Origin of the sequence: Bifidobacterium stellenboschense, assembly GCF_000741785.1 — a bacterium.
Classification (GTDB): Bacteria; Actinomycetota; Actinomycetes; order Actinomycetales; family Bifidobacteriaceae; genus Bifidobacterium; species Bifidobacterium stellenboschense.
This window is the reverse complement of the sequence record NZ_JGZP01000023.1, coordinates 1-22315: the sequence shown is the minus strand read 5'-3', so window position 1 is coordinate 22315 and position 22315 is coordinate 1. Positions and strand designations below refer to the sequence as shown.

Annotated in this window: 12 protein-coding genes and 1 pseudogene; 2 read left to right on the top strand and 11 right to left on the bottom strand. The window is 66.5% G+C overall.

Going from position 1 to position 22315, the window contains the following annotated elements; translation table 11 throughout:
• Window positions 1–39: 39 nt before the first annotated feature.
• Window positions 40–213, bottom strand: a pseudogene (locus BSTEL_RS12240) (fibronectin type III-like domain-contianing protein); the annotation flags it as partial.
• An 86-nt stretch (window positions 214–299) separates the two neighbouring features.
• Here BSTEL_RS12240 and BSTEL_RS09980 point away from each other — a divergent pair.
• Window positions 300–1904, top strand: coding sequence for an ATP-binding protein (locus BSTEL_RS09980; RefSeq protein ID WP_051923061.1), 1605 nt, complete (start codon window positions 300–302; stop codon window positions 1902–1904).
• Window positions 1905–1999: 95 nt separating this feature from the next.
• Here BSTEL_RS09980 and BSTEL_RS09975 read toward each other — a convergent pair whose 3' ends face one another.
• From BSTEL_RS09975 to BSTEL_RS09965, 3 genes are all read right to left on the bottom strand, one after another.
• Window positions 2000–3292, bottom strand: a complete 1293-nt coding sequence (locus BSTEL_RS09975) for an MFS transporter (RefSeq protein ID WP_034530059.1) — start codon at window positions 3290–3292, stop codon at window positions 2000–2002.
• 72 nt (window positions 3293–3364) lie between these two features.
• A complete protein-coding gene (locus BSTEL_RS09970; protein WP_051923060.1) occupies window positions 3365–6073 on the bottom strand; it encodes an alpha-L-rhamnosidase in 2709 nt (902 codons plus the stop codon).
• An 87-nt stretch (window positions 6074–6160) separates the two neighbouring features.
• Complete coding sequence (locus BSTEL_RS09965; protein WP_034530058.1) at window positions 6161–7471, bottom strand: MFS transporter; 1311 nt, start codon at window positions 7469–7471, stop codon at window positions 6161–6163.
• Window positions 7472–7834: 363 nt separating this feature from the next.
• On the opposite strand from BSTEL_RS09965, the gene BSTEL_RS09960 reads away from it, so the two are divergent.
• Complete coding sequence (locus BSTEL_RS09960; RefSeq protein WP_034530057.1) at window positions 7835–8887, top strand: LacI family DNA-binding transcriptional regulator; 1053 nt, start codon at window positions 7835–7837, stop codon at window positions 8885–8887.
• Between the two features lie 83 nt (window positions 8888–8970).
• Here the strand turns inward: BSTEL_RS09960 and BSTEL_RS09955 are convergent, their stop codons facing one another.
• The 7 genes from BSTEL_RS09955 to BSTEL_RS09925 all read right to left on the bottom strand — a co-directional run bounded on the left by BSTEL_RS09955 (window position 8971) and on the right by BSTEL_RS09925 (window position 22310).
• On the bottom strand, window positions 8971–10248 hold the full coding sequence (locus tag BSTEL_RS09955) for a glutamate-cysteine ligase family protein (protein ID WP_034530056.1): 1278 nt from the start codon (window positions 10246–10248) through the stop codon (window positions 8971–8973).
• Window positions 10249–10336: 88 nt separating this feature from the next.
• On the bottom strand, window positions 10337–15334 hold the full coding sequence (locus BSTEL_RS09950) for an acyl-CoA dehydratase activase-related protein (RefSeq protein ID WP_034530055.1): 4998 nt from the start codon (window positions 15332–15334) through the stop codon (window positions 10337–10339).
• 382 nt (window positions 15335–15716) lie between these two features.
• Window positions 15717–16433, bottom strand: a complete 717-nt coding sequence (gene nrdG, locus BSTEL_RS09945; protein ID WP_084686261.1) for an anaerobic ribonucleoside-triphosphate reductase activating protein — start codon at window positions 16431–16433, stop codon at window positions 15717–15719.
• Window positions 16434–16751: 318 nt separating this feature from the next.
• Entirely contained in the window at window positions 16752–19151 is a 2400-nt protein-coding gene (gene nrdD / locus BSTEL_RS09940) for an anaerobic ribonucleoside-triphosphate reductase (RefSeq protein WP_034530053.1), read from the bottom strand.
• Window positions 19152–19473: 322 nt separating this feature from the next.
• Window positions 19474–19833: an exodeoxyribonuclease VII small subunit gene (locus BSTEL_RS09935; RefSeq protein ID WP_084686260.1), complete on the bottom strand. Its 360-nt coding sequence runs from the start codon at window positions 19831–19833 to the stop codon at window positions 19474–19476.
• Between the two features lie 115 nt (window positions 19834–19948).
• On the bottom strand, window positions 19949–21301 hold the full coding sequence (gene xseA, locus BSTEL_RS09930) for an exodeoxyribonuclease VII large subunit (protein ID WP_156963276.1): 1353 nt from the start codon (window positions 21299–21301) through the stop codon (window positions 19949–19951).
• Between the two features lie 61 nt (window positions 21302–21362).
• Window positions 21363–22310 (bottom strand): endonuclease/exonuclease/phosphatase family protein, encoded by a 948-nt coding sequence (locus BSTEL_RS09925; protein ID WP_156963275.1) that lies wholly within the window; start codon window positions 22308–22310, stop codon window positions 21363–21365.
• Window positions 22311–22315: the final 5 nt, after the last annotated feature.

Sequence of the window (22315 nt, the reverse complement as noted above, 5' to 3'; positions counted from 1 at the left end):
GTAGCCCCCGATTTTCGCACGCGTCCGGGAGGAGCCCCGTCACGCCACGGTGAAGGTGGCGCGCTTCAGGTCCGTGCGGCGCGACGAGTGGCCGATGAGGAGCTCGAACTCGCCGGGCTCGACGATGCGGTTGGCGTCGGCGTCCACGATGGTGCAGTCGGCGACCGGGATGTCGAACGCGACGGTCGCGGTCTCGCCCCGTCCGATCGTCACGCCCACACGCCCGCCCTTGCGCCGATTCCATCGATGAGTTACGATGAATTCATCGATGATATATTGGCGACGGCGAGGAGGCGCTGATGGCACAACTCAAAGAGAGCGGCACGGTCGAATTCAAGAGACTGCTCAATGATGCCGTCAAACGCGAGATCATCGCGTTCGCCAATACGGACGGCGGGGATCTGTATATCGGCGTGGACGATGACGGCATGCCCGTCGGCGTGTCCGACCCCGATGCCGTGATGGGCGCTGTGGGAGACATGATCCGCAACGCGATCAGACCCGATCTGACCGCGTACACCTCCATCGACTGCGAACCGATGCAGGGCGACGGCGGAACAACGTTCGACGTCATCCACATCACCGTGCTCAGAGGCACGAGACGACCGTACTATCTGGCGTCCAAGGGAATGAGGCCGGCGGGCATCTTCATCCGCCATGGAGTTTCGGCCGTGCCGGCGGGCGAGGAACGCATCCGCCAGATGATCCGCGATGACGACGGCACGGCGTTCGACACCGCCGTAAGCGTCGATCAGGAGCTGACGTTCGGGTATGCCGATACGGCGTTCCAACGGCGGCACCTGTCACTGGGCGAACCGCAACGGCGCTCACTGGGACTGACCAACGCGGATGGTCTGTATACGAACGTCGCGATGTTGCTGTCCGACCAATGCCGGCACTCCATCAAGTGCGCGGTCTATCAGGGGACGACGAAGGCGCGGTTTCTCGCAAGAGAGGAATTCCACGGCTCGGTGCTGCGGCAATTGGATGAGGCCAGTCGTTATCTGGAACTCAACAATCCGACCCATTCCGACATCATCGGCCTGTATCGGAGCGACTCCTACGCATGCCCGCCATCGGCGCTACGGGAGGCACTCGTCAACGCCGTGGCCCATAGGGATTACGATCGTTCGGGTCCGATTCTGATCAGCGTGTTCTCCGACAGAATCGAGTTCGTATCGCTTGGCGGACTGGCGAAGGGCATTTCCCTGACCGATCTCGCCAACGGCATCTCGCAGCCGCGCAACAAGGCCCTGGCCGACGTGCTTTACCGTCTGGAGCTCATCGAAGGGTACGGCAGCGGCATACCCCGCATCATGGAGGAGTATGCGGGCAACAGTACAGTCCCCGTCATCCGCATCACGCCGGGAGCGTTCACGCTCAGCCTGCCGAAACTCGATGGCAACGGCGATGGCGGCATGAGAGCGGTCAGCACGTCCCCCGATCCGGCCGTCAACGGCATGTCCCGCATAACGGACGCGACGAATCCGTTCCCGGTGGGACCGGACATCCGCATCGACGGCGACATGCAGACCGCGGTGCTCGCCGGCTATCCCACCGGCGAGGGTGTCGGCACACTCGCCTTGGCACCTGTCGCCCATGCGTATGGCGCCGGCCCATCCTCCACGGGCACCGTTCCGACCGATTCCCCGATCACCGCGAATCCCATCGAAACGAGCGTCCCACACAATCGGCAGCCGCAAACGCCGCCATCCGGCACACTGGAGAAGGTCACACTCGAACTGCTCGCACAAGCCCAATCCGGCATGTCCCGCATGGAGATCCAGCAACGTCTCGGCATCAACAAGAACCGGGCCGCCTACGTGCTGCGCAAGCTCGAGCACGAAGGCAGCATCATCACCACCGGCACGGCCCGCAATACGCGTTACGCCGTACCACAATGATCGCCGAATCGGCGACCGATTCCGTCCGCGCCGTCAGCGCGCCTGTAGCGGCCCCAATCAGTCGACCGACCCGCTACAGGCGCGCCGGAAGGCCGTCACTTCACCTTGCGGATGAGCATGATGACCACGGCGCCGACGAGCACGCAGGCGATGGCGATCGGGAAGATCAGCGTATAGCTGTCCGTCGCCACGACGATGCCGCCGACGAGCACGGGGGCGAGCACCTGGCCGACCGTGTTGGCGAGGTTGAGGATGCCGAGGTCCTTGCCGGCCTCCTCCTGGCTGGGCAGCACGTCCACGTTGAGCGCCTGGTCCACGGCGATGTAGATGCCGTAGCCGGTGCCGGCGACGCCCGCGTAGAGCATCATGCCCAGCGCGGTGGGCATGGCGATCGGGATGGCGATGCCGGCGGCGATGATCACCGAACCGACGGCGACGATGATCTTGCGGCGCTGCAGGCGGTCGGAGATCGGTCCGGAGACCACGGAGGTGACGATGAGCACGATCATCGAGATCACCGACATCGTGGAGATCACCGTGCCGGAGTCGTCGACGGAGAGCCCGACGTACTTCTGCAGGATGTACAGCTGGTAGGTGGCGACCATCGACCAGCCGACCATGAGCAGCAGGCGGCCGACGAGCGCGAGGTAGAAGTCGCGGCAGTTGCGCGTCGGCGGGATGAACGAGCGGGCGATGTCACCGGCGGTGCGGCGTTCGACGGTCACATCCACGTTCTTCGACGAGCGTTCGCGCGGCCAGATGAGCACCGCGACGATGCCGGTGACGGCGAACAGCACGGCACCGGTGAGGAAGCCCGCGCCCATGTGCTTGATGAACTGCGCACCCAGGAACGTGCCGGCGGACTGGCCGACGATCTGCGCGCCGCCATAGAAGGCGGAGAACGTGCCGCGCGTGCTTTCGGGGATACGGTCGGAGAGCACGGCGACGGCTGGCGCGATCATCATGTTCACGCCGATCTGCACGACGCACCATCCGCCGACGATGCCGGCGAGCGCGACGCTGTTGGCGGCGAACAGGTAGCCGGCGGCGGTGACGAGGCCGCCGAGCACGACCCATGGGGTGCGCTTGCCGAAGCGGGAGCGCGTCATGTCGCTCAGCGCGCCGAAGATGATGTTGGCGGCGAGTGCGAACACGCAGCCGACGGAGTTCATCGTGCCGAGGATCACCTCGGGCACGCCGATGCCGAGTTCGGTGAACCGTTGCGGCAGAAGCACCTGCGAGCCGGAGGTGCCGGCGGTCATCCAGATCAGCGAGAACAGTGCGAAGCCGATGCCGAAGCGCCATTTCTCGGCCGTCGTGAGCGGGCGGCCGCTGTCCGGTGCGATGTCGGACGGCACGTCGGCGGCGGTCTCTTCCTTGAGTGCCATGATATGTATTCCCTTTCGTGTGTGCGATGCGTGGAGCCGTCCGCCCTCGCGTACAGGCGGACGGCTGTCTGTTCAGCGGGCGAGGCGCAGTCGGTGGACGCCGGCGGCGAGCTCCTCGGTCTCGTGGCCGGGCACGTCCACGACGGCGGTGGCGCCGACCGGCACGGTGACGGTCAGGTCGACGGCCGCCGGGTCGTCGTCGGCCAGGGCCCACGAGACGGCCGCGGTGCCGTACGGCGTCAGATGGGAGGTGGAGGCGTGGGTGAGGCCCCCGCCGACGACGGGCGCGACGCGGAAACGCTTCCAGCCGGGTTCGATGGCTTCGAGTCCGCCGATATGTGCGTGCATCCATTCGGCCACCGAGCCGAGCGCGTAGTGGTTGAACGAGGTCATGCCGCCGGGGTTGAGCGAGCGGTCGGGGCGCATCGAGTCCCAACGCTCCCACGTGGTGGTGGCGCCCATCGTGACCTGGTAGAGCCAGCTGGGGCATTCGGTGGAGGTGAGCAGCGCGTACGCCTCCTCGTTGTGGCCGGTCATGGTCAGGGCGGGCAGCACGAACGGGGTGCCGGCGAAGCCGGTGCTCACCTTGCCGCCCGATTCGCGTACGAGGCAGGCGAGGCGGTTGCCGGCCTTGACCTTGCGCACCGGTTCGCCGTCGAGCAGGCCGAAGGCGATGGCGAGCGCGTAGGCGCACTGGGTGTCGGAGGTCATCGTGCCGTCGAGGTGGGTGAAGCGGGCGAGGAATCCTGCGGTCACCTTGTCGCGCAGGGCGGCGAAGCGGCGCGCGTCCTCCTCGTGGCCGAGGATTTCGGCGATGCGCGTGGCCTGTGCGCAGGAGCGGGCGTAGAAGGCGGTGGCGACGAGCTCCTTCTCGGTCATGGCCTGGGTGGGGTCTTCGGGCGGGGCGGTGGGGTCGAGCCAATCGCCGAGCTGGCCGAGCGGGTAGTCGGGCCTGCGGTCCCACACGCCGTCCTCGGAGAGGTATCCGGCGACTTCGTCGATCCAGTCGCGGCTCAGTTCCCAGGCGTCGGCGAGCACCTGCGGGTCGCCGGATTCCATGTAGAGGGTCCACGGCACCTCGACGGCGGAGTCGCCCCAGGTGGAGATGGCCTGCGGGTGTGCCCAGACGCCGAGCGGGACGAACGGCACGTAGAACGGCACGGTGCCCCACTTGACTTGGTCGGCGCGTACGTCCTTGAGCCAGTTGGACAGGAAGCCGTGCACGTCGTACAGGTAGGCGGCGGTGGGCGCGAACAGGCAGATGTCGCCGGTCCAGCCCATGCGTTCGTCGCGCTGCGGGCAGTCGGTGGGGATGGACACGAAGTTGGAGCGCATCGACCAGACGGCGTTGGCGTGCAGGCGGTCGAGCAGCGGGTCGGAGGTCTCGAGGTCGCCGGCGCGCGTCATGACGGAGTGGTAGACGCGGCAGTCCATGTCGTCGGCGGTGAGTTCGCCGGCGAAGCCTTCGACCTGCGCGTAGCGGAAGCCGTGCATCGCGAAGCGGGGCTCCCACCAGGCGTCGGCGCCATCGGAGGTGTACACGTCGCACTGCTGGCCGCGGCGCAGGGTGCGCGTGGCGATGGTCCCGTCGGGTTCGAGGACCTCGACGTGGCGCAGTGTGACGCTCTGGCCGGCGTCGAGACCGCGCATGTTCAGGCGGATGCGCTGCGTGCAGTTCTGGCCGAAATCGACGAGCCAGACGCCGCGGCCGTCGTCGGTCGAGCCGATGAGTTCGATGGAGACGGGATCGTGGCGCTCGTGCGCGCGCACGGGCGAGACGGACGGGTTCTCGATGCGTGCGGGGTCGTAGAAGACCTCGGCGACGGGCTTCCAGTCGGAATCGTCGAATCCGGGTTCGGACCAGCCGGGCATTTCGAGGCGGGCGTCGTAGCGTTCGCCCTCGCACAGGTCGGAGCATACGATCGGACCGAGCGCCGTCTTCCAGCGGCGGTCCCAGGAGTTGGAGTAGACGGCATCGGTGGTGCCGTCGGCGTATTCGACTTCGAGCTGGGCGAACACACCGAGGCGGTCGCCGTAGTAGTTCGCGTAGCCACCGTCGAAGCCGAGGCGGCCGCGGTACCAGCCGTCGCCGAGCCAGAAGCCCATCGCGTTCGCGCCGGCGTCGAGGGCGTCGGTCACGTCGTAGGTCCACATCTCGACACGGTTGTCGTAGTTGGTCCAGCCGGGCGTGAGCGCGTCATGGCCGACCTTGCGGCCGTTGATCTCCGCTTCGACGAGGCCGAGCGCGGTCAGGTAGAGTCGGGCGCGCACGGGGACGGCTTTGAGTTCGATCTCGGTGCGCACGAGCGGCAGGTGGCGGTGGTCGCTTTCCGCTTCGGCCCAGGAGGGACCCACGAAGTCGGCGACGTGGTCGTGCTCGTCGAACAGGCCGGCCTCGAAGCGGAGGGTGGCGCTGGGGGCGCCGAGCGGCTGGTGCGAGGCGGAGACGACCTGCACGGTGGCGGCCGCCTCCTCGCGCGAGACGAGCGGTTCGAACTGCCAGGGCACGAGCACGTTGCCGTCGACGGGCAGGTAGGTGTGCTGTTCGCGGGGCGCGGAGCCGGGCGTGCGGCGGGTGAGCGTGAGCAGGATCTGCGCGTCGGCGGGGACCTCGCGAGCATAGGTCCAGTTGAGGCGCGGGCGGGCGGCGGGGATGCCGAGGGCGTCGCCGGGGTAATGCTCGACGGTGAAGGCGGCGATGTCGAGGCCGTCGGTGGCGGTGGCGGGCACGATCCGCGGTTCGGATGCGTGGCGCGTGGTGTCGTTGGCGGTGCCGGTCATGGCTGAAGGACTCCTTTGTCGATGGGATTCGGGTGCATGCGATGCGAGGCCGGCTCCCCTCCTGTTCCGGAGGGGAGCCGTGGCGGGTCAGGCGGCGGCCTGCGCGGCCTTGGCGAGCTGGCGCTCCTCGTCGGTGCCGTACTTCTTCTGGGCACGGATCATGATCGTGCCGGCGATGCCTTCGATCACCACGATGCCGGCGAAGCACCACATGGTGGTCTGGATGGTCTCGGGCAGCACGAGTGCCGGGGTGATGAGGGCGAACAGGCCGCAGCACAGGCGGGAGAAGCCGTTGATGAAGCCCTGCACGGAGGCGCGGATCTCGATCGGGAAGGATTCCTGCGTCCACACCTTGTACATGGCCTCGCCGGCGAGCGGGGAGCCGAGGTTCATGAACGCGGTGGCCCCGACGATGACCCACAGGTTCGCGCCGCCGAGCGCCATGGCCACCATGGCGATGACGCTGATGACGATGCCGGCGAAGAACGCCTTGTTGCGGTACTTGCCGCCGGCGATGGAGGCGAAGATGATGTTGAGGACGAGGGTGACGAGGTTGAGGATGATGCCCAGGCCGGTGGCGAGCGACTGGGTGGCGCCGGCTTTGGAGAACATGTAGGTCTGGAACTGGCCCCAGGTGTTGGCCAGCAGGTTCCAGCCGCAGTAGAAGACCACGATGGCGAGGAAGTAGGTGAGCAGGATCTTCCTGTCGGCGCCGAACAGCACCTTGGTCACGGACACCTTGCCCGCGTCGGCGACGCCGGCTGGGCGGGCGGCGTCGCGCGCGTCGGCCTCCTCGTGGAAGCGGCGGAAGGTCGGGGAGGCGACGCGCCACAGCCAGGCGACGACGGCGAACACGGCGAGGATGGCGAAGACCACGCGGCCGCCGGTGGCGCCGGACATCGTGGAGACGAGGAACGCGCAGATGAAGGAGATGAACACGCCGACCTGCCAGAACACCTGCGTGGTGGAGACGAGGCGCGCGGCGGTGGCGTCGTCGGGGGCGTCGTGGGAGACGACGGTCATCGAGACCGGAAGGTCGGCGCCGGAGGCGAGGCCGGCGACGATCAGGCCGGCGAGCAGCATGGTGAAGTCGCCGGCGAAGATGCAGATCGCGGCGCCGATGGCGTAGAACAGGTTGATCCAGTTGAAGAACAGGACGCGGCCGATGCGGTCGGCGATGCGGCCGCCGAACAGGGATCCGAAGGCGATGGCGAAGGTCAGGATGCCGGAGAGCAGGCCGACCTGCGTGGCGTCGAGGCCGAGGCCGTCCTGCCAGACGACGATGGTGGCCGACAGGCCGACGATGATGCCGGAGCCGAGCATCGAGCCGATGCCGGCGGCGAAGGCGAGCGGCATGTACTTGCCGAGGCCATTGCCCTGCTTCGTTGAAGCGTTCATGTGTTCTTCCTTACTGCTGAATCCATTCCCTTCGTCTTCGTACGGAACGGAGACGATTTCCATTTCAGTTGTTTCAAGTATTTCAATACGATTTCAATCTTTCAGATGGTTCAACAAATCGTCATCAATACTTGAACTTTCGCGATTTCCCCGCAGACCCGCCGCATCGCCGGCCGACAATCCTCGGTGATTTCGTTAAGACGAATATACCATTTCAAATTGAATATTTCAATCCAGATTGAAAAATACCGGCGTGTTTCATTGAATGTTTCACGCTTGAATGCCGTACAGTGAAGGCATGAACAGGCGGGGTTCCAATGATGTGAGCACTCACAATCCCCGCGGAACCGCAAAGGAGGCATCATGCCAGCACGCAGGAAGGTCGGCGTGTCGGACGTCGCGAAACGGGCGGGCGTCTCCATCGGCACCGTCTCCAACTACCTCAACTACCCCGAACGCGTCTCGGACACCCTGAAGACCAAGATCGGCGCCGCCATCGCCGAACTCGGCTACGTGCCCCGCCGTTCCGCGCCCGCGCCGGAACCGTCCGCCAAGGGCACGCCGGTCATCGGCTATGTGATGACCGACATCGAGCATTCGCTGTTCACTTCGGTCTTCGAAGGCGTGCAGGAGGTGTGCGAGGAGAACGGCATGCAGGTGATCGCCCTGAACGCCTCGTCCGATCTCGAACGCCAGCACGCGTTGGTCGGAATCCTCATCGACATGAAGGTGGCCGGCATCCTGCTGAGCACCGTGCAGGATTCCGCGCAGGACGTGGCGGCCGCACGCGCGGCGGGCATCCCCGTCATCGTCATCGACCATTCGCATCCGCACGGATGCGAGCCGGCGTGCGCGATCCTCGAGAACAACCTGTCCGTGGGCCGCGTCGCCGCCGAGGAACTCATCCGCACCGGATGCCGCCGCATCGCGTTCGCGGCGCACTCGTTCGACTACGAGCAGATCCAGGACCGCCAGCTCGGCGTACAGAAGGCGGTGATGGCCGCGGGCGGCGATGTGACGCTGACGGTCATCGATTCCGGAGGACTCATGGTCGAGGACGGCTATCAGCTGGGACTCGCGCTGTCCGAGAAGCCCGAGGACGCGCCCGACGGCATCGTCGCCGGCGCGGACGCGGTCGCCGTGGGCATCATCGTCGGACTGGAGGAGCGCGGCGTGCTGCGCGTGCCGGACGACGTCGCCGTCATCGGCTCGGAGGGCGCGCACCTGCCGGCCGTCAGTCCGACGCCGCTGACCGTGATGCAGGCGCCCGGCGTGGACATGGGGCGCAAGGCGATGCTGCAGATGCTCGACTATCTCGATGATCCGATCACGCACGTGCATGGCACGATGCTGCTCGAACCGACGCTCGTCAGACGCGCCTCCACGCGCAGGACAGACGACGAGGCGTCCGACTGACCGGATACGACAAGGGGCGGGATGCCCGTGGCATCGCCATCGGCATCCCGCCCCGAATCATGCGCGACGCATGGGAACGCGTCTCAGCGCTGGAACACGTCCGGGTGCTTCGGGTCGCCGGGAACGTCCTCGAGCAGGCCTTCGAGGCCGAGGAACTCGCGCCAGAAGTCGAGCGGCTGGCCGTACGGGTTGGATTCGCGGCCGTGCGCCTGGATGTTCGCCTTCGCCTCGAACACGTCCTCCTCGGTGAGCCCGTCGAAGTAGCTTTCGAGACGGATGCGGTTGGACGGCACGTAGTACAGGGAGGCGATGATCTCGGTGAGACGCTCCGCGCGCTCGATCGGCAGCGAATCCCAATGACGGAACTCGATGAAGTTCTTGAGGCGCACGTCGTTGAAGTGCGTGGAGATGATGTGGTTGATCTCGTACGCGTTGAGCTCGCGGTCCGGGTACACGTCGCCCGCGTTCTCGCGGAAGGCGGCGCGGTGCAGCTCCTTGCGGCTCACGCCGGACGCGACCGCCTCGGGCGTGTGCGTGAGGTCGGCGAACATGAGCGGCGTGGACAGCACGTCGATCGCGTAGTCCTCCCACGTGAACCGCTGGTCGTACAGGCCGGGGATCACGTTGGTGCGCTGGAAGTCGAGGTAGTCCCACATGCGCTGGCGCAGCAGCGGATACGGGTTGACGCGCCCCTCGAAGTACGGGGTGTTGCGGAAGAACCAGGCGAGGATCGGGCCGATGGCGGTGCCGACGCGCATCTTGTCGATGGCGTCCTGCTCGTCGACGAAGTCGATGCTCACCTGCGTGGAGGCGGAGCAGCGCATCATGCACGGGCCGAACTGGCCGACGCGGCCGAGATAGTCGGTCATCGCGTCGTAGCGGTCCTTCGGGTTGACGGGAACGTCCGCGAAGCTCGACTTCGGCTGGTAACCGTAGTTGACGAGACGGAAGCCCAGCTCGTCGAGAATCGGGTCGGCCTCGCGACGGAACTGGCCGTACAGCTGGTTGAGGTCGGACGGCTGATGCAGGATGCCGATCGAGGTCTCGACCTGACCGCCCGGTTCGAGCGAGACGGAGACGCCCTTGCGGCCGAGGCCCACCAGATGCCCGTTCTCCCAGTACTCCTTGCTTTCGTCGTAGTACGGGGCGAGACGTTTGAGCAGCGTCTCGATGCCGTTCGGCTCGTAGTAGCTTACGGCGGTGTCGTCCGAGTTGTGCACCGGCAGGTGCTCGATCTCGACGCCGAAGCCGCCCGTGCCACGCTTGGAGCATCCCGCCTCGAAGAACTTCAGGAGGCTCTCGACATGCTTCGGATTCGGCTTGGCGAGCAAATGCGCATAGCTGATTCTGGGAGTGACCATAAGGGGTATCGTAGGCGAGCGTGCCTACACGCCCCGCCGCACGCCCGCCAATCGGCTATATGAAAAACCGATAGCGGGCGTCTCCCCGTCAGTCGGCGGTGACGAAGCCCTGCGGCTCGTCGTCGCCGAACTTCGCCTTGTGCGCCTTCTTGGCGGCGGCGATCATCAGCTTGATGCGGTTGAGCTGGTTCGCCTCGGAGGCGCCCGGATCGTAGTCGATGGAGACGATGTTGGCCTCCGGGTGCAGGCGGCGGATCTTGCCGAACATGCCGCGGCCGGTCACGTGGTTCGGCAGGCAGGCGAACGGCTGCGCGCAGATCACGTTCGGGCATCCCTGTTCGATGAGCTCCAGGATCTCGGCGGTGAGCAGCCAGCCTTCGCCGGCCTGCACGCCGATCGACGTGACCTCGGCGGCCTTCTCGACGAGTTCGGGCATCGGGTCGTCCTGCTTGAACTTGCCGTGCGAGCTGGCGATCGCCGCCTTGATCGGCGCGTTGTAGCGGTCGAGGCCCCAGCGCATGAGCGCGTACAGGGTCTTGTTGCCGCCGGTGCCGAGATGCTTCTCGTTCCAGTCGGTGATGTACGGACGGGTCGTCATGAACTCCATGATGCCGGGCACCACGGCCTCGCAGTCCTGCGATTCGATGACGTCGACCACGTGGTTGTTCGCGTCCGGCTGGTACTTGACGAGGATCTCGCCGACCACGCCGACGCGCACCTTGCGCGGCTCGTCCTTCAACGGCAGCGCGTCGAACGACTTGACGATCTCCTTGGCGAGGCGGCCGTACGGCAGGTAGCCCTTCTTCAGCCACGGGGTCTTCGCGGCCGTCTTCGAGTAGCCGTGGTGTTCGATCGTCTCGCGCACGATCGTGTCCCACTGCTCGTAGAGGCGGTTCGCCGAGCCCTTCTCCACCTCGTACGGGCGCACGCGGTACAGGCACTTCATGAGCAGGTCGCCGAGGATCAAGGCCTTGACGGCGCGGTGCAGCAGCGCCGGCGTCGCCTTGAAGCCCGGATTGTCCTCCAGACCTTGCGTGGAGATAGCGATGACCGGGATCTGCGGGTAGCCGGCGTCGACCAGCGCCTTGCGGATCAGGCCGAAGTAGTTGGTCGCGCGGCACATGCCGCCGGTCTGTGTGATCGCGAGCGCCACGTGGTCCGGATCGTACTTGCCTTCGATGATTGCGTCGATGAGCTGGCCGATGACCATGATCGCCGGGTAGCAGGCGTCGTTGTTCACGTATTTGAGTCCGGTCTCCACGTCGCCGCGGGAGGCGTGCTTCAAAATGTCGAACTTGTAGCCGCCGGAGCGGATGACCGCCTCGACGAGGGACATGTGGATCGGGCTCATCTGCGGGGCGACGATCGTGTAGTCCTTCTTCATGTCCTTGAGGAACTTCTCGCGGTGCGCGTAGCGCGACATCGTCGCGTTGTTGTGTCCGGACTTCTTCGCGGCCTTGCCGTTCGCGCCGGTCGCGTTCGCCGTGGTGCCGTCGCCGAGCGCGGCGAGACGCGCGTTCTCGACGTCGCGCTTCGCGGCGCGCTTCGACGCCTTGCGCATCGCCTCGGTGAGCTTCGGGTTGGCGGCCATCGTCGTGTCGAGCAGGATCTGGCGTCCCGCGGTCGGCGCCTTCGTGCCGGTCCTGCGGAATCCGGTGGACTTCGGCGCGTCCGCCGGGACGTCGCCGGCCGCGCCGGACGCCTTCACCTTCGCCTCGGCGGCGTCGACGGCGGCCTGCGCCGCGGCGAGCGCCGCCTTCGCGGCCGCGAGATCGGCTTCCGCCTTCTCCCGCGCCTTGCGGGAGGCGGCATCGGTGACGTCCGCGACCTGATCGTGCTTGTCGACGGCACCGGACGCGCCGGACGTGCCGGCGGCGGTCGACGCGGCCGCGGCGAGGCGCGCCTTGTTCGCCTCGCGCTCCTCGACGGCGGCCTTGAGCGAGCGCAGACGGATCTTCGCCGCGCCCAGGTTGGAGACCTCGTCGATCTTGAGCAGCGTGTACACGTCGGCCTTGTCGGCGAGGATCTCGGCGACCTGATCGGTAGTGATGGCGTCGAGGCCGCAGCCGAACGAGTTGAGCTGCACGAGTTCGAGGCCCGGGTAGGAGGCGACGAAGTGGGCGGCCGCGTACAGGCGGGAATGGTAGGCCCACTGGTTGGTGACGCGCAGCGGCATGCGTTTGACGGTGAGTTTGCGGTCGCCGACGTGGCGGAAGCCGTTCGCGTTCTTCTTCCTCGGATCCTCCTCGCCCTTCGCGAGGAATTCGGTGAGGTTGAGCTTCTCCCCCGGCTGCAGTTCGCAGATCGAATCCTCGGAGAGCACGACCATGCCGAGCGAGCAGATCGTCTCGGGGATGCCGTGGTTGATCTCCGGGTCGATGTGGTAGGGGCGGCCGGCGAGCACGATGCCGCGGCAGTCGTGCTCCTTCATATAGGCGAGCGCCTTGAGGCCCTCCTGCTGCACGTCGTGCTTGAAGACCTTGTCCTCCGCGTAGGCGGCCTTGACGGCGGTCTCGGCCTCCTCGCGCGTCACGTTCGCCCACGCGAACTCCTCGACGATGCGGTCGACCATGAGCTCGTGGTTGGCGAGGTTGAAGTACGGATGCATGTAGCGGATGCCTTCGCCGCGCAGTTCGGGCATGTTCGCGCCGACGACGAGCGGGTAGTTGGCGACGACCGGGCAGTTGTAGTGGTTGTCCGTGTTGGGCACGAGGTTGTCCTCGTAGCTCACGCACGGGTAGAAAATCGTCTTGACGCCCTTGTTGAGGAGCCACTTGATGTGGCCGTGCACGAGCTTGGCCGGGTAGCAGATGTTCTCGGAGGCGATCGATTCGATGCCGGTCTCGAACAGTTCGTGGGAGCTGCGGCCGGAGATCATCACCTTGAAGCCGAGCGAGGTGAGCAGCGTGAACCAGAACGGGTAGTTCTCGTACATGTTGAGCGCGCGCGGGATGCCAATCTCGCCGCGCGTGGCCTTCTTGTCGGTGAGCCTGCGGTAGGCGAAGCAGCGCTTGTACTTGTAGTCGTACAGGTTCGGACGGTCGGAGCGCTTCTTCTTCGCGTCGCCGCCGCGCTCGCAGCGGTTGCCGGTCACGAAGCGGGAGCCGTCGGAGAACGTGGTGATGGTGAGCTTGCAGTGGTTCTGGCACAGCTTGCACACGTCGCGTTCGGTGGTCATCGACATGTCGTCGAGCGCGTCGCCGGTGAGGATCGACGAGCGCGTGTGCTCGACCGTGCCGGTGTCGTCGCCGTCCGCAGCGTCCTCGTAGTGCATGCGGGCGGTGAGGGCGGCGCCGAACGCGCCCATGAGGCCGGCGATGTTCGGGCGCGTCACCTCGCGCTCGGTGAGCAGTTCGAACGCGCGCAGCACGGCGTCGTTGAGGAACGTGCCGCCCTGCACGACGACCGTGTCGCCGAGTTCGCCGGAGTCGCGCAGCTTGATGACCTTGTACAGGGCGTTGCGCACGACCGAATAGCACAGGCCGGCGGCGATGTCCTCGATGGACGCGCCCTCCTTCTGCGCCTGCTTGACGGACGAGTTCATGAACACGGTGCAGCGCGAGCCGAGGTCCACCGGGTGCGTGGAGGCGAGCGCCTTCTGCGTGAACTCCTGGATCGTCAGTCCCATCGACATGGCGAAGGTCTGGAGGAACGAGCCGCAGCCGGACGAGCAGGCCTCGTTGACGGCGATCGAGTCGATGACGCCGTCGGTGATGGCCAGGTACTTCATGTCCTGGCCGCCGATGTCGATGACGGCGGTGACGCCGGGGCTGACCATCTCGGCGCCGCGGTAGTGGGCCATCGTCTCGACGACGCCCTCGTCGAGGTGCAGGCCGGTGGTGATGAGGCCCTCGCCGTAGCCGGTGGCGCAGGAGCGGGCGATCCACGCTTCGGGCGGCAGTTCGGACTGGATTTTCTTGACGATGTTGATGGCGGCGGTCAGCGGGCTGCCTTCGTTGTTCGCGTAGCTCGACCACACGATCTCGCGGTCGTCGTTGACGAGCGTCGCCTTGATGGTGGTGGAGCCCGCGTCGATGCCGAGGAAGTGCGGGCCGTGCGCGCCCTCCAGCGTGCCGATGTGCACGTGCTCGCGGTGGTGGCGCTTGTTGAATGCCTCGCGGTCCGCCTCGGTGGGGAACAGCGGCGGCATGGTGGGCGTGTTGCTGGGCAGGTTCTTGAGCTCGTCGAGACGCTTGAGGATCTCGTCGCAGGTGTGCGCCTCGAAATGGTGGCCTTCGTCGTCGACGTCCATGTCCGCCTGGAGCGCGGAACCGTAGGCGACGTACAGGTGGGCGTCGGTGGGGACGATGAACTCGTCGACCTTGCCGTCGAGCGCGCGCTGGAACGCGGCGCGAAGCTCGCTCATGAAGAACAGCGGGCCGCCGAGGAAGATGACGGTGCCGTGGATCGGGCGGCCGGAGGCGAGTCCGGCGATGGTCTGCGTGGCCACGGCGGTGAAGATCGAGGCGGCGAGATCCGGCTTGGCGGCACCGTCGTTGATGAGCGGCTGCAGGTCGGTCTTGGCGAACACGCCGCAGCGCGACGCGATCGGGTACAGGTTCTCGTAGCTTTTCGCCATCTCGTTGAGGCCGGCCGCGTCGGTGTCGAGCAGGGTGGCCATCTGGTCGATGAACGCGCCGGTGCCGCCGGCGCACGAGCCGTTCATGCGCTGTTCCGGCGTGGGCTTCAGGTACGTGATCTTGGCGTCCTCGCCGCCGAGTTCGATGATGACGTCCGCCTGCGGGTATTCCTTGTCGATCGCCTCGGTTTCGGCGATGACCTCCTGGACGAACGGCACGTGCAGGTTGTCGGCGAGCGCGAGGCCGCCGGAGCCGGTGATGGCGAGTCGGATCGGCTCGTCGCCGCGGCCGAGCTTGACCAGCTCCGCGTGGATGTCGACGAGCAGTCCGGCGACGGTGGCGCGCACGTTGGCGTGATGGCGGCGGTAGTCGGAGAACAGCGTGCCCTTCAGCGAGTCGGACTGGTCGAGCACCACCGCCTTGACGGTGGTGGAGCCGATGTCCAAACCCACGCGCAACGGCTTCGTATCGTGGTTCGACGCCACGGTATGTGCTTCGTTCACCATGTAAACCTCTTCAACCGATTTCCGGGACGCGTCTTGCGAGTCGCAAGCAAATCGCGTATGGCCCGGCCACTCAAAACCCATACTCTAGTCCGAAGCCCTGCCCAAGGAAGGCGGGTCACGCGGGGGCCGGGCGTGATTCATCTAACAGGAAAAGCCGTAAACGCAACGCCTTCGCGTGTCCTGTCGGAATACCGCGGGAATTCCTCCCTATCCCGTGAAGGAATCCCCCTCCCCCATTCACTCACCCTCCCCACCCATAGGGGTCGCCCTCCCCATGGTGCGGCAACACATTTTCTTCACAACCCCGGAATCAAGCCATTTTGGCCGACCGCACCATGGGAGTTTTACCGCACCATGGGATGGAGAGGAGGGAGGGAGCGTGTCAGGAGGCTTGGGTGCCTTCGCCGGCCTCGCGGTCCTTGAGGTAGATCTCGGGGATGTCGCGCTCCTGATCGTGGAGCTTGCCCCAGATGACGGTGCGGCCTTGCGCGAGGGAGGCGGGAACGTCGAGGATGCGCTGGTTCTTGGAGCCGCGGAATTGCAGGAGCGAGTCCTTCTGGGTCTTCAAGTACCGCCCGTCGACGAGCACGTCGATGAGCGATAGCAGTTCGCGCTTGTCCGGGGTCTCGCCGGGGCGCATGAGCTCCTCCCACGTGTAGCCGGTCCAGCTCCAGATGTCCTTGGAATCCCCGAATTCGGCGCGGATGCGGTGCGCGAGCGGCAGCAGCACGGGGGTATTAAGCAGCGGCTCGCCGCCGAGGAAGGTGATGCCCTGCACCCATGGGGCCTTCAGGTCCTCGATGATCTTGTCTTCGAGGCGCTGCGTGTACTTGTGGCCGGCCTGGAAGTCCCAGATGGACGAGTTGAAGCAGTCGACGCAGTGGAACGGGCAGCCGGAGACGTACAGCGAGTTGCGCACGCCTTCGCCGTCGGTGACGACGAACGTCTTGTAGTCGGCGATCATGCGATGGGACATGCGCCGGCCGTCCCATTGCCCGGCCCGCGGATCGTTGGCGAGTCCGTTCGATGGTACGGAGGGGCCTCGCCCGGTCTCCCCCGCCGCGAAATCACGGCGGATCATTCTTCCGTCCTCAACCATGCTTCACGCTCCTCACTCACACATATGCTCCCGCCGGCGGGAGCTGTCCGCCACGGACGAATCAGATGCCCCGCATCATGATGCGCTCCCGCCGGCGGGAGCTGTCCGTCGCAGACGAATCAGCCACCCCACATCATGATGCGCTCCCGCCGGCGGGAGCTGTCCGTCGCAAACGGACTGAGGGTGGTCGCAACCGTTGCACGAACCACCCTCAGTCTCACTTCGTTCGACAGCTCCCGCCGACGGGAGCGGGAATCATTGGCCGCATCGCTTCCGCCGAGATACCGGCGGAAGCGGGATGATCGACCGCCTGACGACTTACTTGGCCTCTTCGAACCATTCGCGGGTGGAGCCGTCGCCGAGGGTGACGTGGCCGGTCTCGCCGCTCATGTGCTTGACGCGGTGGGAGATCTCCTCGTGGCGGCCGTGCACCATCGGGCGCTGGACCGGGTTGCCGAGGTAGCCGCAGGTGCGCTTGGTCACGTTGCACTTGTCCGGGTCGGAGTTGCCGCACTCGGGGCACTTGAAGCCTTCGTCGGTGGGTTCGAAGTCGCCCTGGAAGCCGCACACGAAGCAGTGGTCGATCGGCGTGTTGGTGCCGAGGTAGCCGATGCCCACGTTGTACGCGTAGTCCCACACGGCTTCGAGCGCCTTCGGGTTGTCCTGCAGGCACGGGTACTCGCAGTAGTTGATGAAGCCGCCGGACGCGTAGTACGGGAAGTCCTTCTCGTAGTTGAGCTTCTCCATCGGGGTGGGCTGGAGCCACACCGGGTAGTGGAAGGAGTTGGTGTAGAAGTCGTGGTCGGTCACGCCGTCGACGCGGCCGAACTTCTCGCGGTCCATGCGGTTGAAGCGGTCGGTGAGGGATTCGGCCGGCGTGGAGTACACGGAGTAGTGGTAGCCCTCCGCCTTGCTCCACTGCTTGCACAGCTCGCTCATGCGCTTGACGATGGACAGCGCGAACTCCTTGCCTTCCGGATCCCAGCCGTGGTCGCGGATCCAGTTCTTGCCGTAGAACACGGCGGTGGTCTCCGCGAGGCCGATGTAGCCGAGGGACACGGTGGCACGCTCGTTCTTGAACAGGGCGTCGACGCTGTCGTTGGCGCCGAGACGGCCGAAAGCGCCGAAGCGGAACAGGGTGGGCGCGTTCACCGGGGTGGCCTGCTTGCAGCGCATGATGCGGAACTGGAGGGCCTGGTGGGCGATCTCCATGCGCTCCTCGAACAGCTTCCAGAAGCGGGCCTTGTCGCCGTGGGATTCGAGGGCGATGCGCGGCACGTTCACGGAGACGACGCCGAGGTTCATGCGGCCGTCCTCCTCGTCCTTGCCGGTCTCCGGGTTAATCCAGCCCTGCAGGAAGGAGCGGCAGCCCATCGGCGCCTTGAAGGAGCCGGTGATCTTGACGATGTTGTCGTAGAACACGACGTCCGGGTACATGCGCTTGGTGGCGGATTCGAGGGCCAGCTGCTTCAGGTCGTAGTTCGGGTCGCCCGGGTCGGCGTTCACGCCGTGGCGCACGGTGAACACGAGCTTCGGGAAAATCGCGGTGTGGTGCTCGCGGCCGAGTCCGCGGATGCGGTTGAGCAGGATGGCACGCTGGATCTCGCGGGAGAACCAGTCGGTGCCGAGGCCGAAGCCGACGGTGACGAACGGGGTCTGGCCGTTGGAGACGCGGTTGGAGTTGATCTGGTACTCCATGGTCTGCATGGCGTCGTAGATGGCCTTGCGGGTGCGGATCTTGGCGAGGATCTCGCGCTCCTGCTCGAGCTCGTCGACGTCCGTGTGGAACGGGGTGTCCATCGGCAGCGGTTCGCGGCCCTTCTCGAAGTGGAGCTTGGACGGCTCGTTGGCCTTCGCGTTGGCGACCTGGCGGCGCGCGAACTCGATCGGCATGTCGTCCGGGATCATCTCGCGGGCCTCTTCGAGGAACTTCTCGTAGTCGAGCTTCGCGTAGCGGGCGAGGTGCTCGTCGGCGCGGTTGGCGGTCTGGCCGCCGTACTGGCTGGAGGCCACGTCCTTCATGATCTGCGTGATCTGCGTGGCGGCGATGGCGATGGACTTCGGGGAAGCCATCGGCGCGTTGCCGAGGGTGAAGCCGTTGGCGAGCATGTCCCAGAAGTTGGGCAGCGAGCAGTTGGACTGCGCGGTGAACGGCGAGTAGTCGGCGTCGTGGAAGTGGATGTCGCCCTTCATGTGGGCGTTGGACACGGCCGGCGGCAGCATGTTGAACGCAGCGGCCTTGGAGACGGCGCCGGCCAGCAGGTCGCGCTGGGTGGCGTAGACGTTGGCGTCCTTGTTGGCGTTCTCGTGGATGAGGGTCGGGTCCTGGTTGATGAAGCGGGACACGGCCTCGTTCACATCGGTGGCCTTCGCGCGCTCGATGTCCTTGTCGAGGCGGTAGGTGGTGTAGGCGCGGGCCACGTCGTACAGGTGGGCGTCGATGAGCGCGTGCTCGACGAGGTTCTGGATGTCCTCGATCTTGGCGGGGCCGGCGTAGCGCTCCTTGATCTCGCCTTCGACCTGGTTGGCGAAGCCGCGGATGAGCTTCTCCTCCTCCGGGCCGACCTGCTTGTCGAGGTCGCCGAACGCAGCCTTGACGGCGGAGATGATGTTGATCGGGTCGAAGTCGACGACGCGTCCGTCACGCTTCTCGACCTGCACCGGGCGACCGCCGGCCTTGACGGTGGTGGTCGTCGGACTGATCGTTGCTGTCTCCATCTCACATCTCCATCCCGGCCCGAAAAGGCCTTGTCGTACATCATGTCTTCAGGATTCCGTGCCGGTCCGAAGACCCCGCGTTTTCCTGAGCCTCAGATACTGTACGGCATCCCCACCCCTATATCTAGTCGCGGCACGCCGCCCAAACACTAGTGGTAGTGGTTTTCGGCGGAATACCGCCGAATCACATCTGTGTGATTAACGTAACAATCCCATGCGCCGCGTGTCGCGACGGCGTCCGGGGCACGCGCATGCGGGCATGCCCGGAAGGGTCGGCAAGCATGTTGCCAACCCGCCCGGACAATGAGGCCGCGAAGGGCGCTCAGTCGAGATTCGACTGCGTGCCGGCCGTGTCGGCCGTGGCGGCCTGGGCGTTCTGCGCGGCGTCGAGACGCGCGCGCACGTCGTTCAGCAGGCTCTGCGCCCGCCGGGCGAGCGCCTCGCCGATCTCCCACTGGCGCATCGACTGGTCGAGGTTGAGGCCGCCGGCCTCCAGCGCCTGCACGGCCTGGATGAGCTTGTCGCGCGCCTCCTCGTAGGGCATCTGCGCGATGGCGGCGCGTTCCTTGTCGGTGAGCGTCGAGGCGGGAGCCGCGGCGGCCTCCCCCGCGGCCTGCACGGTCGTGTTCTCGGTCGCCACGGCCTCGGCCGCGGTCTGTTCCGTCGTGTTCTTGTCGGTCATATCCGTTCCTTTTCGTTCGTATCGTGTCGTTTCGTTCGTTCAACGCCCACGCGCCGGCGACACCCTACGCCGGCAGCGCCCGCGCCAGTACGTCCGCCAGCGCGCCGGCACCGTCTCAGTCGGCCGTGGCGGTGACGACGCCCCTGCGCAGCGTCAGGGTGAGCTCGTCGCCGGCGTGGACGTTCGCGGCGTCGTCGAGCACGTGCCCGTCGGCGGTCTGCACGACGGCGTACCCGCGGTTCAGCGTGGATTGGGGGCTCAGCGCGGTGAGCGAGGCGTGCGCCTTCTCGATGGTGAGCGAGGCGTCGTCGACGAGACGCCGCAGGCCGATGTCAAGCCGGGTGCGCGCGTCGTCGAGGAACCGCTGGTGCGGTTCGAGCATGGTGAGCGGCCGGGTGAGGCTCGGCCGGTTCGCATAGCCTTCGACGAGCCGGATCTCGTTGTCGACGCGCGAGGAGATGCGCATGCGCATCTGACGCACGGCGTTATCGACGAGCTGCCACTGCTCGCGCACGTCCGGCACGACCTTCTTCGCCGCGTCGGTGGGCGTGGAGGCGCGCAGGTCGGCGGCCAGGTCGATGAGCGTCCAGTCGTCCTCATGGCCGATGGCGGAGACGATCGGCGTGGAGCATGCGGCCGTGGCCCGCACCACGCCCTCGTCGGAGAAGCCGATGAGGTCCTCGAACGCGCCACCGCCGCGCGCCACGATGATCACGTCCACCTCCGGGTCGGCGTCGAGTCGCCGAATCGCCTCGATGATGTCGGACGGGCACTGCTTGCCCTGCACGTGCGCATGCACGATCTTGAAGCGCACGACCGGCCACCTGAGGTTCACGTTGGTGACCACGTCGCCTTCGGCGCGCGCCTGCGGGCCGCAGATCAGGCCGATGCACTTGGGGAACTCGGGCAGCGGCACCTTGTTCTCCGCGTCGAACAGGCCCTCGCCCTTGAGCTTCTTGCGCAGCTCGTCGATCTGCTCCTTGAGCCCGCCGGCACCGATCTTGCGGATCTCGTCGCCGATGAAGCTCAGGCGCGTCTGTTTGACCCAGATGTCGGCCCGGCCGTGGATGACGACCCGGTCGCCCTGGCGGAACTGCGCGGCGGCGGCGGCGAACGCGCGCCAGCCGGAGACGGAGATCGCGATGTCCTCGAAATCGTCGCGCACCGTGAGATAGGCGGAGCCCGAGCGGCGCGTGTTGATCTCGGTGATCTGCCCGCAGATCCACGCGGCCGGCCATTTCGCCACGGCGTTGTGGAACTTCTGGCTCAGCACGCTCACCGGCCAGGGGTTCTCGGCCGTGGTGTCGGCGGCCATCCGCGGCAGCTGGTCGAGCGGGCGCGGCCGGCTCAGGTCCGGAGCCGCGGGCGCGCCGCCACCCGCATAGCCACCCGCACGGCCGCCCGGAACCGCGCCGGAACCCGCGCCGTACCCGGCCGAAGGGGCCATGCCCCGCATGTTGGCGTTCATGTCGTAACTCATGCCCTCACTATAACGCCGGCCCCAATGACCGGTAGATCTTTACCGGTTTTTATTCGACCGCCAGCGTGGCGAGCAGCGCGGCGTGGTCGGAGCCCGCGATCGGCAGCACCTTGAACCGTCCCGCCACGATCCCCTGATCGACGACCACATGGTCGATGCCCGCGAACCGCGGCGGCAGCAGCCCCCGGTCCGCTGGCCACGTAAACGTGAACCCGCGCCCGGCCATCCGCGCCCCGTCGCGGAACCGGTCGCCGAGAAAATCGCGGAACGGCGCATGGTCGTAGGTCGCGTTGAAATCCCCCATGAACACGTAGCGCGTATCCGTATGCGCCTTCATCGCGCCCAACTCGTCGAGCGCGCGCTTCCACTGCCCCCAATAGCCGGGCACGGGCGCCGTCGTATGCACGGACACGAACCGTATCCTCGCGCCGCCGGCGAACGAGACCGTGCCGCCGGGCATGAACGAGGCGCTGGAGTTCACGTCGTCGTTCGCCGGGCCGACGAGCGGCGTGGCCGACCACAATCCGTTGCCGTACACGCCGTCCGAGCTCGCGACCTTGCTGTACGGCAGGTAGTCGCCGATGCCCGCGTCCTCCAGCGCAGCGACGAACGCATCGGTCGTCTCCTGCAACGCGAGCACCTCGACCCGCTCGTCGCGCACCGCGTCGACGATCGCCTGCGCGTCGGCGCGTCCCTTGTACACGTTGCAGGTCATCACGCGCGCATAGGCATCGCCGACGATCGCGTGCGCCTGACCGGTCGCGGCGTCCGCGGCCCTCGTCAGCGGCTCCGTCGTGCGGAAGAACGGCATCTGCCACCACACGTTCACGGCGAGTGTGGCGACCGCGACCAGCGCGACGACGAACCGTCGCGACGCGAGCGCGCACATCAGCGCGACGACGGACATCACCATGAACCACGGCGTGGCGGACACGAGAACCGGCATGAACGGCAGCGCCTGCAGCGCGGCGGGCAGCGCGCGTGCGGCAACGGCGATCGCCG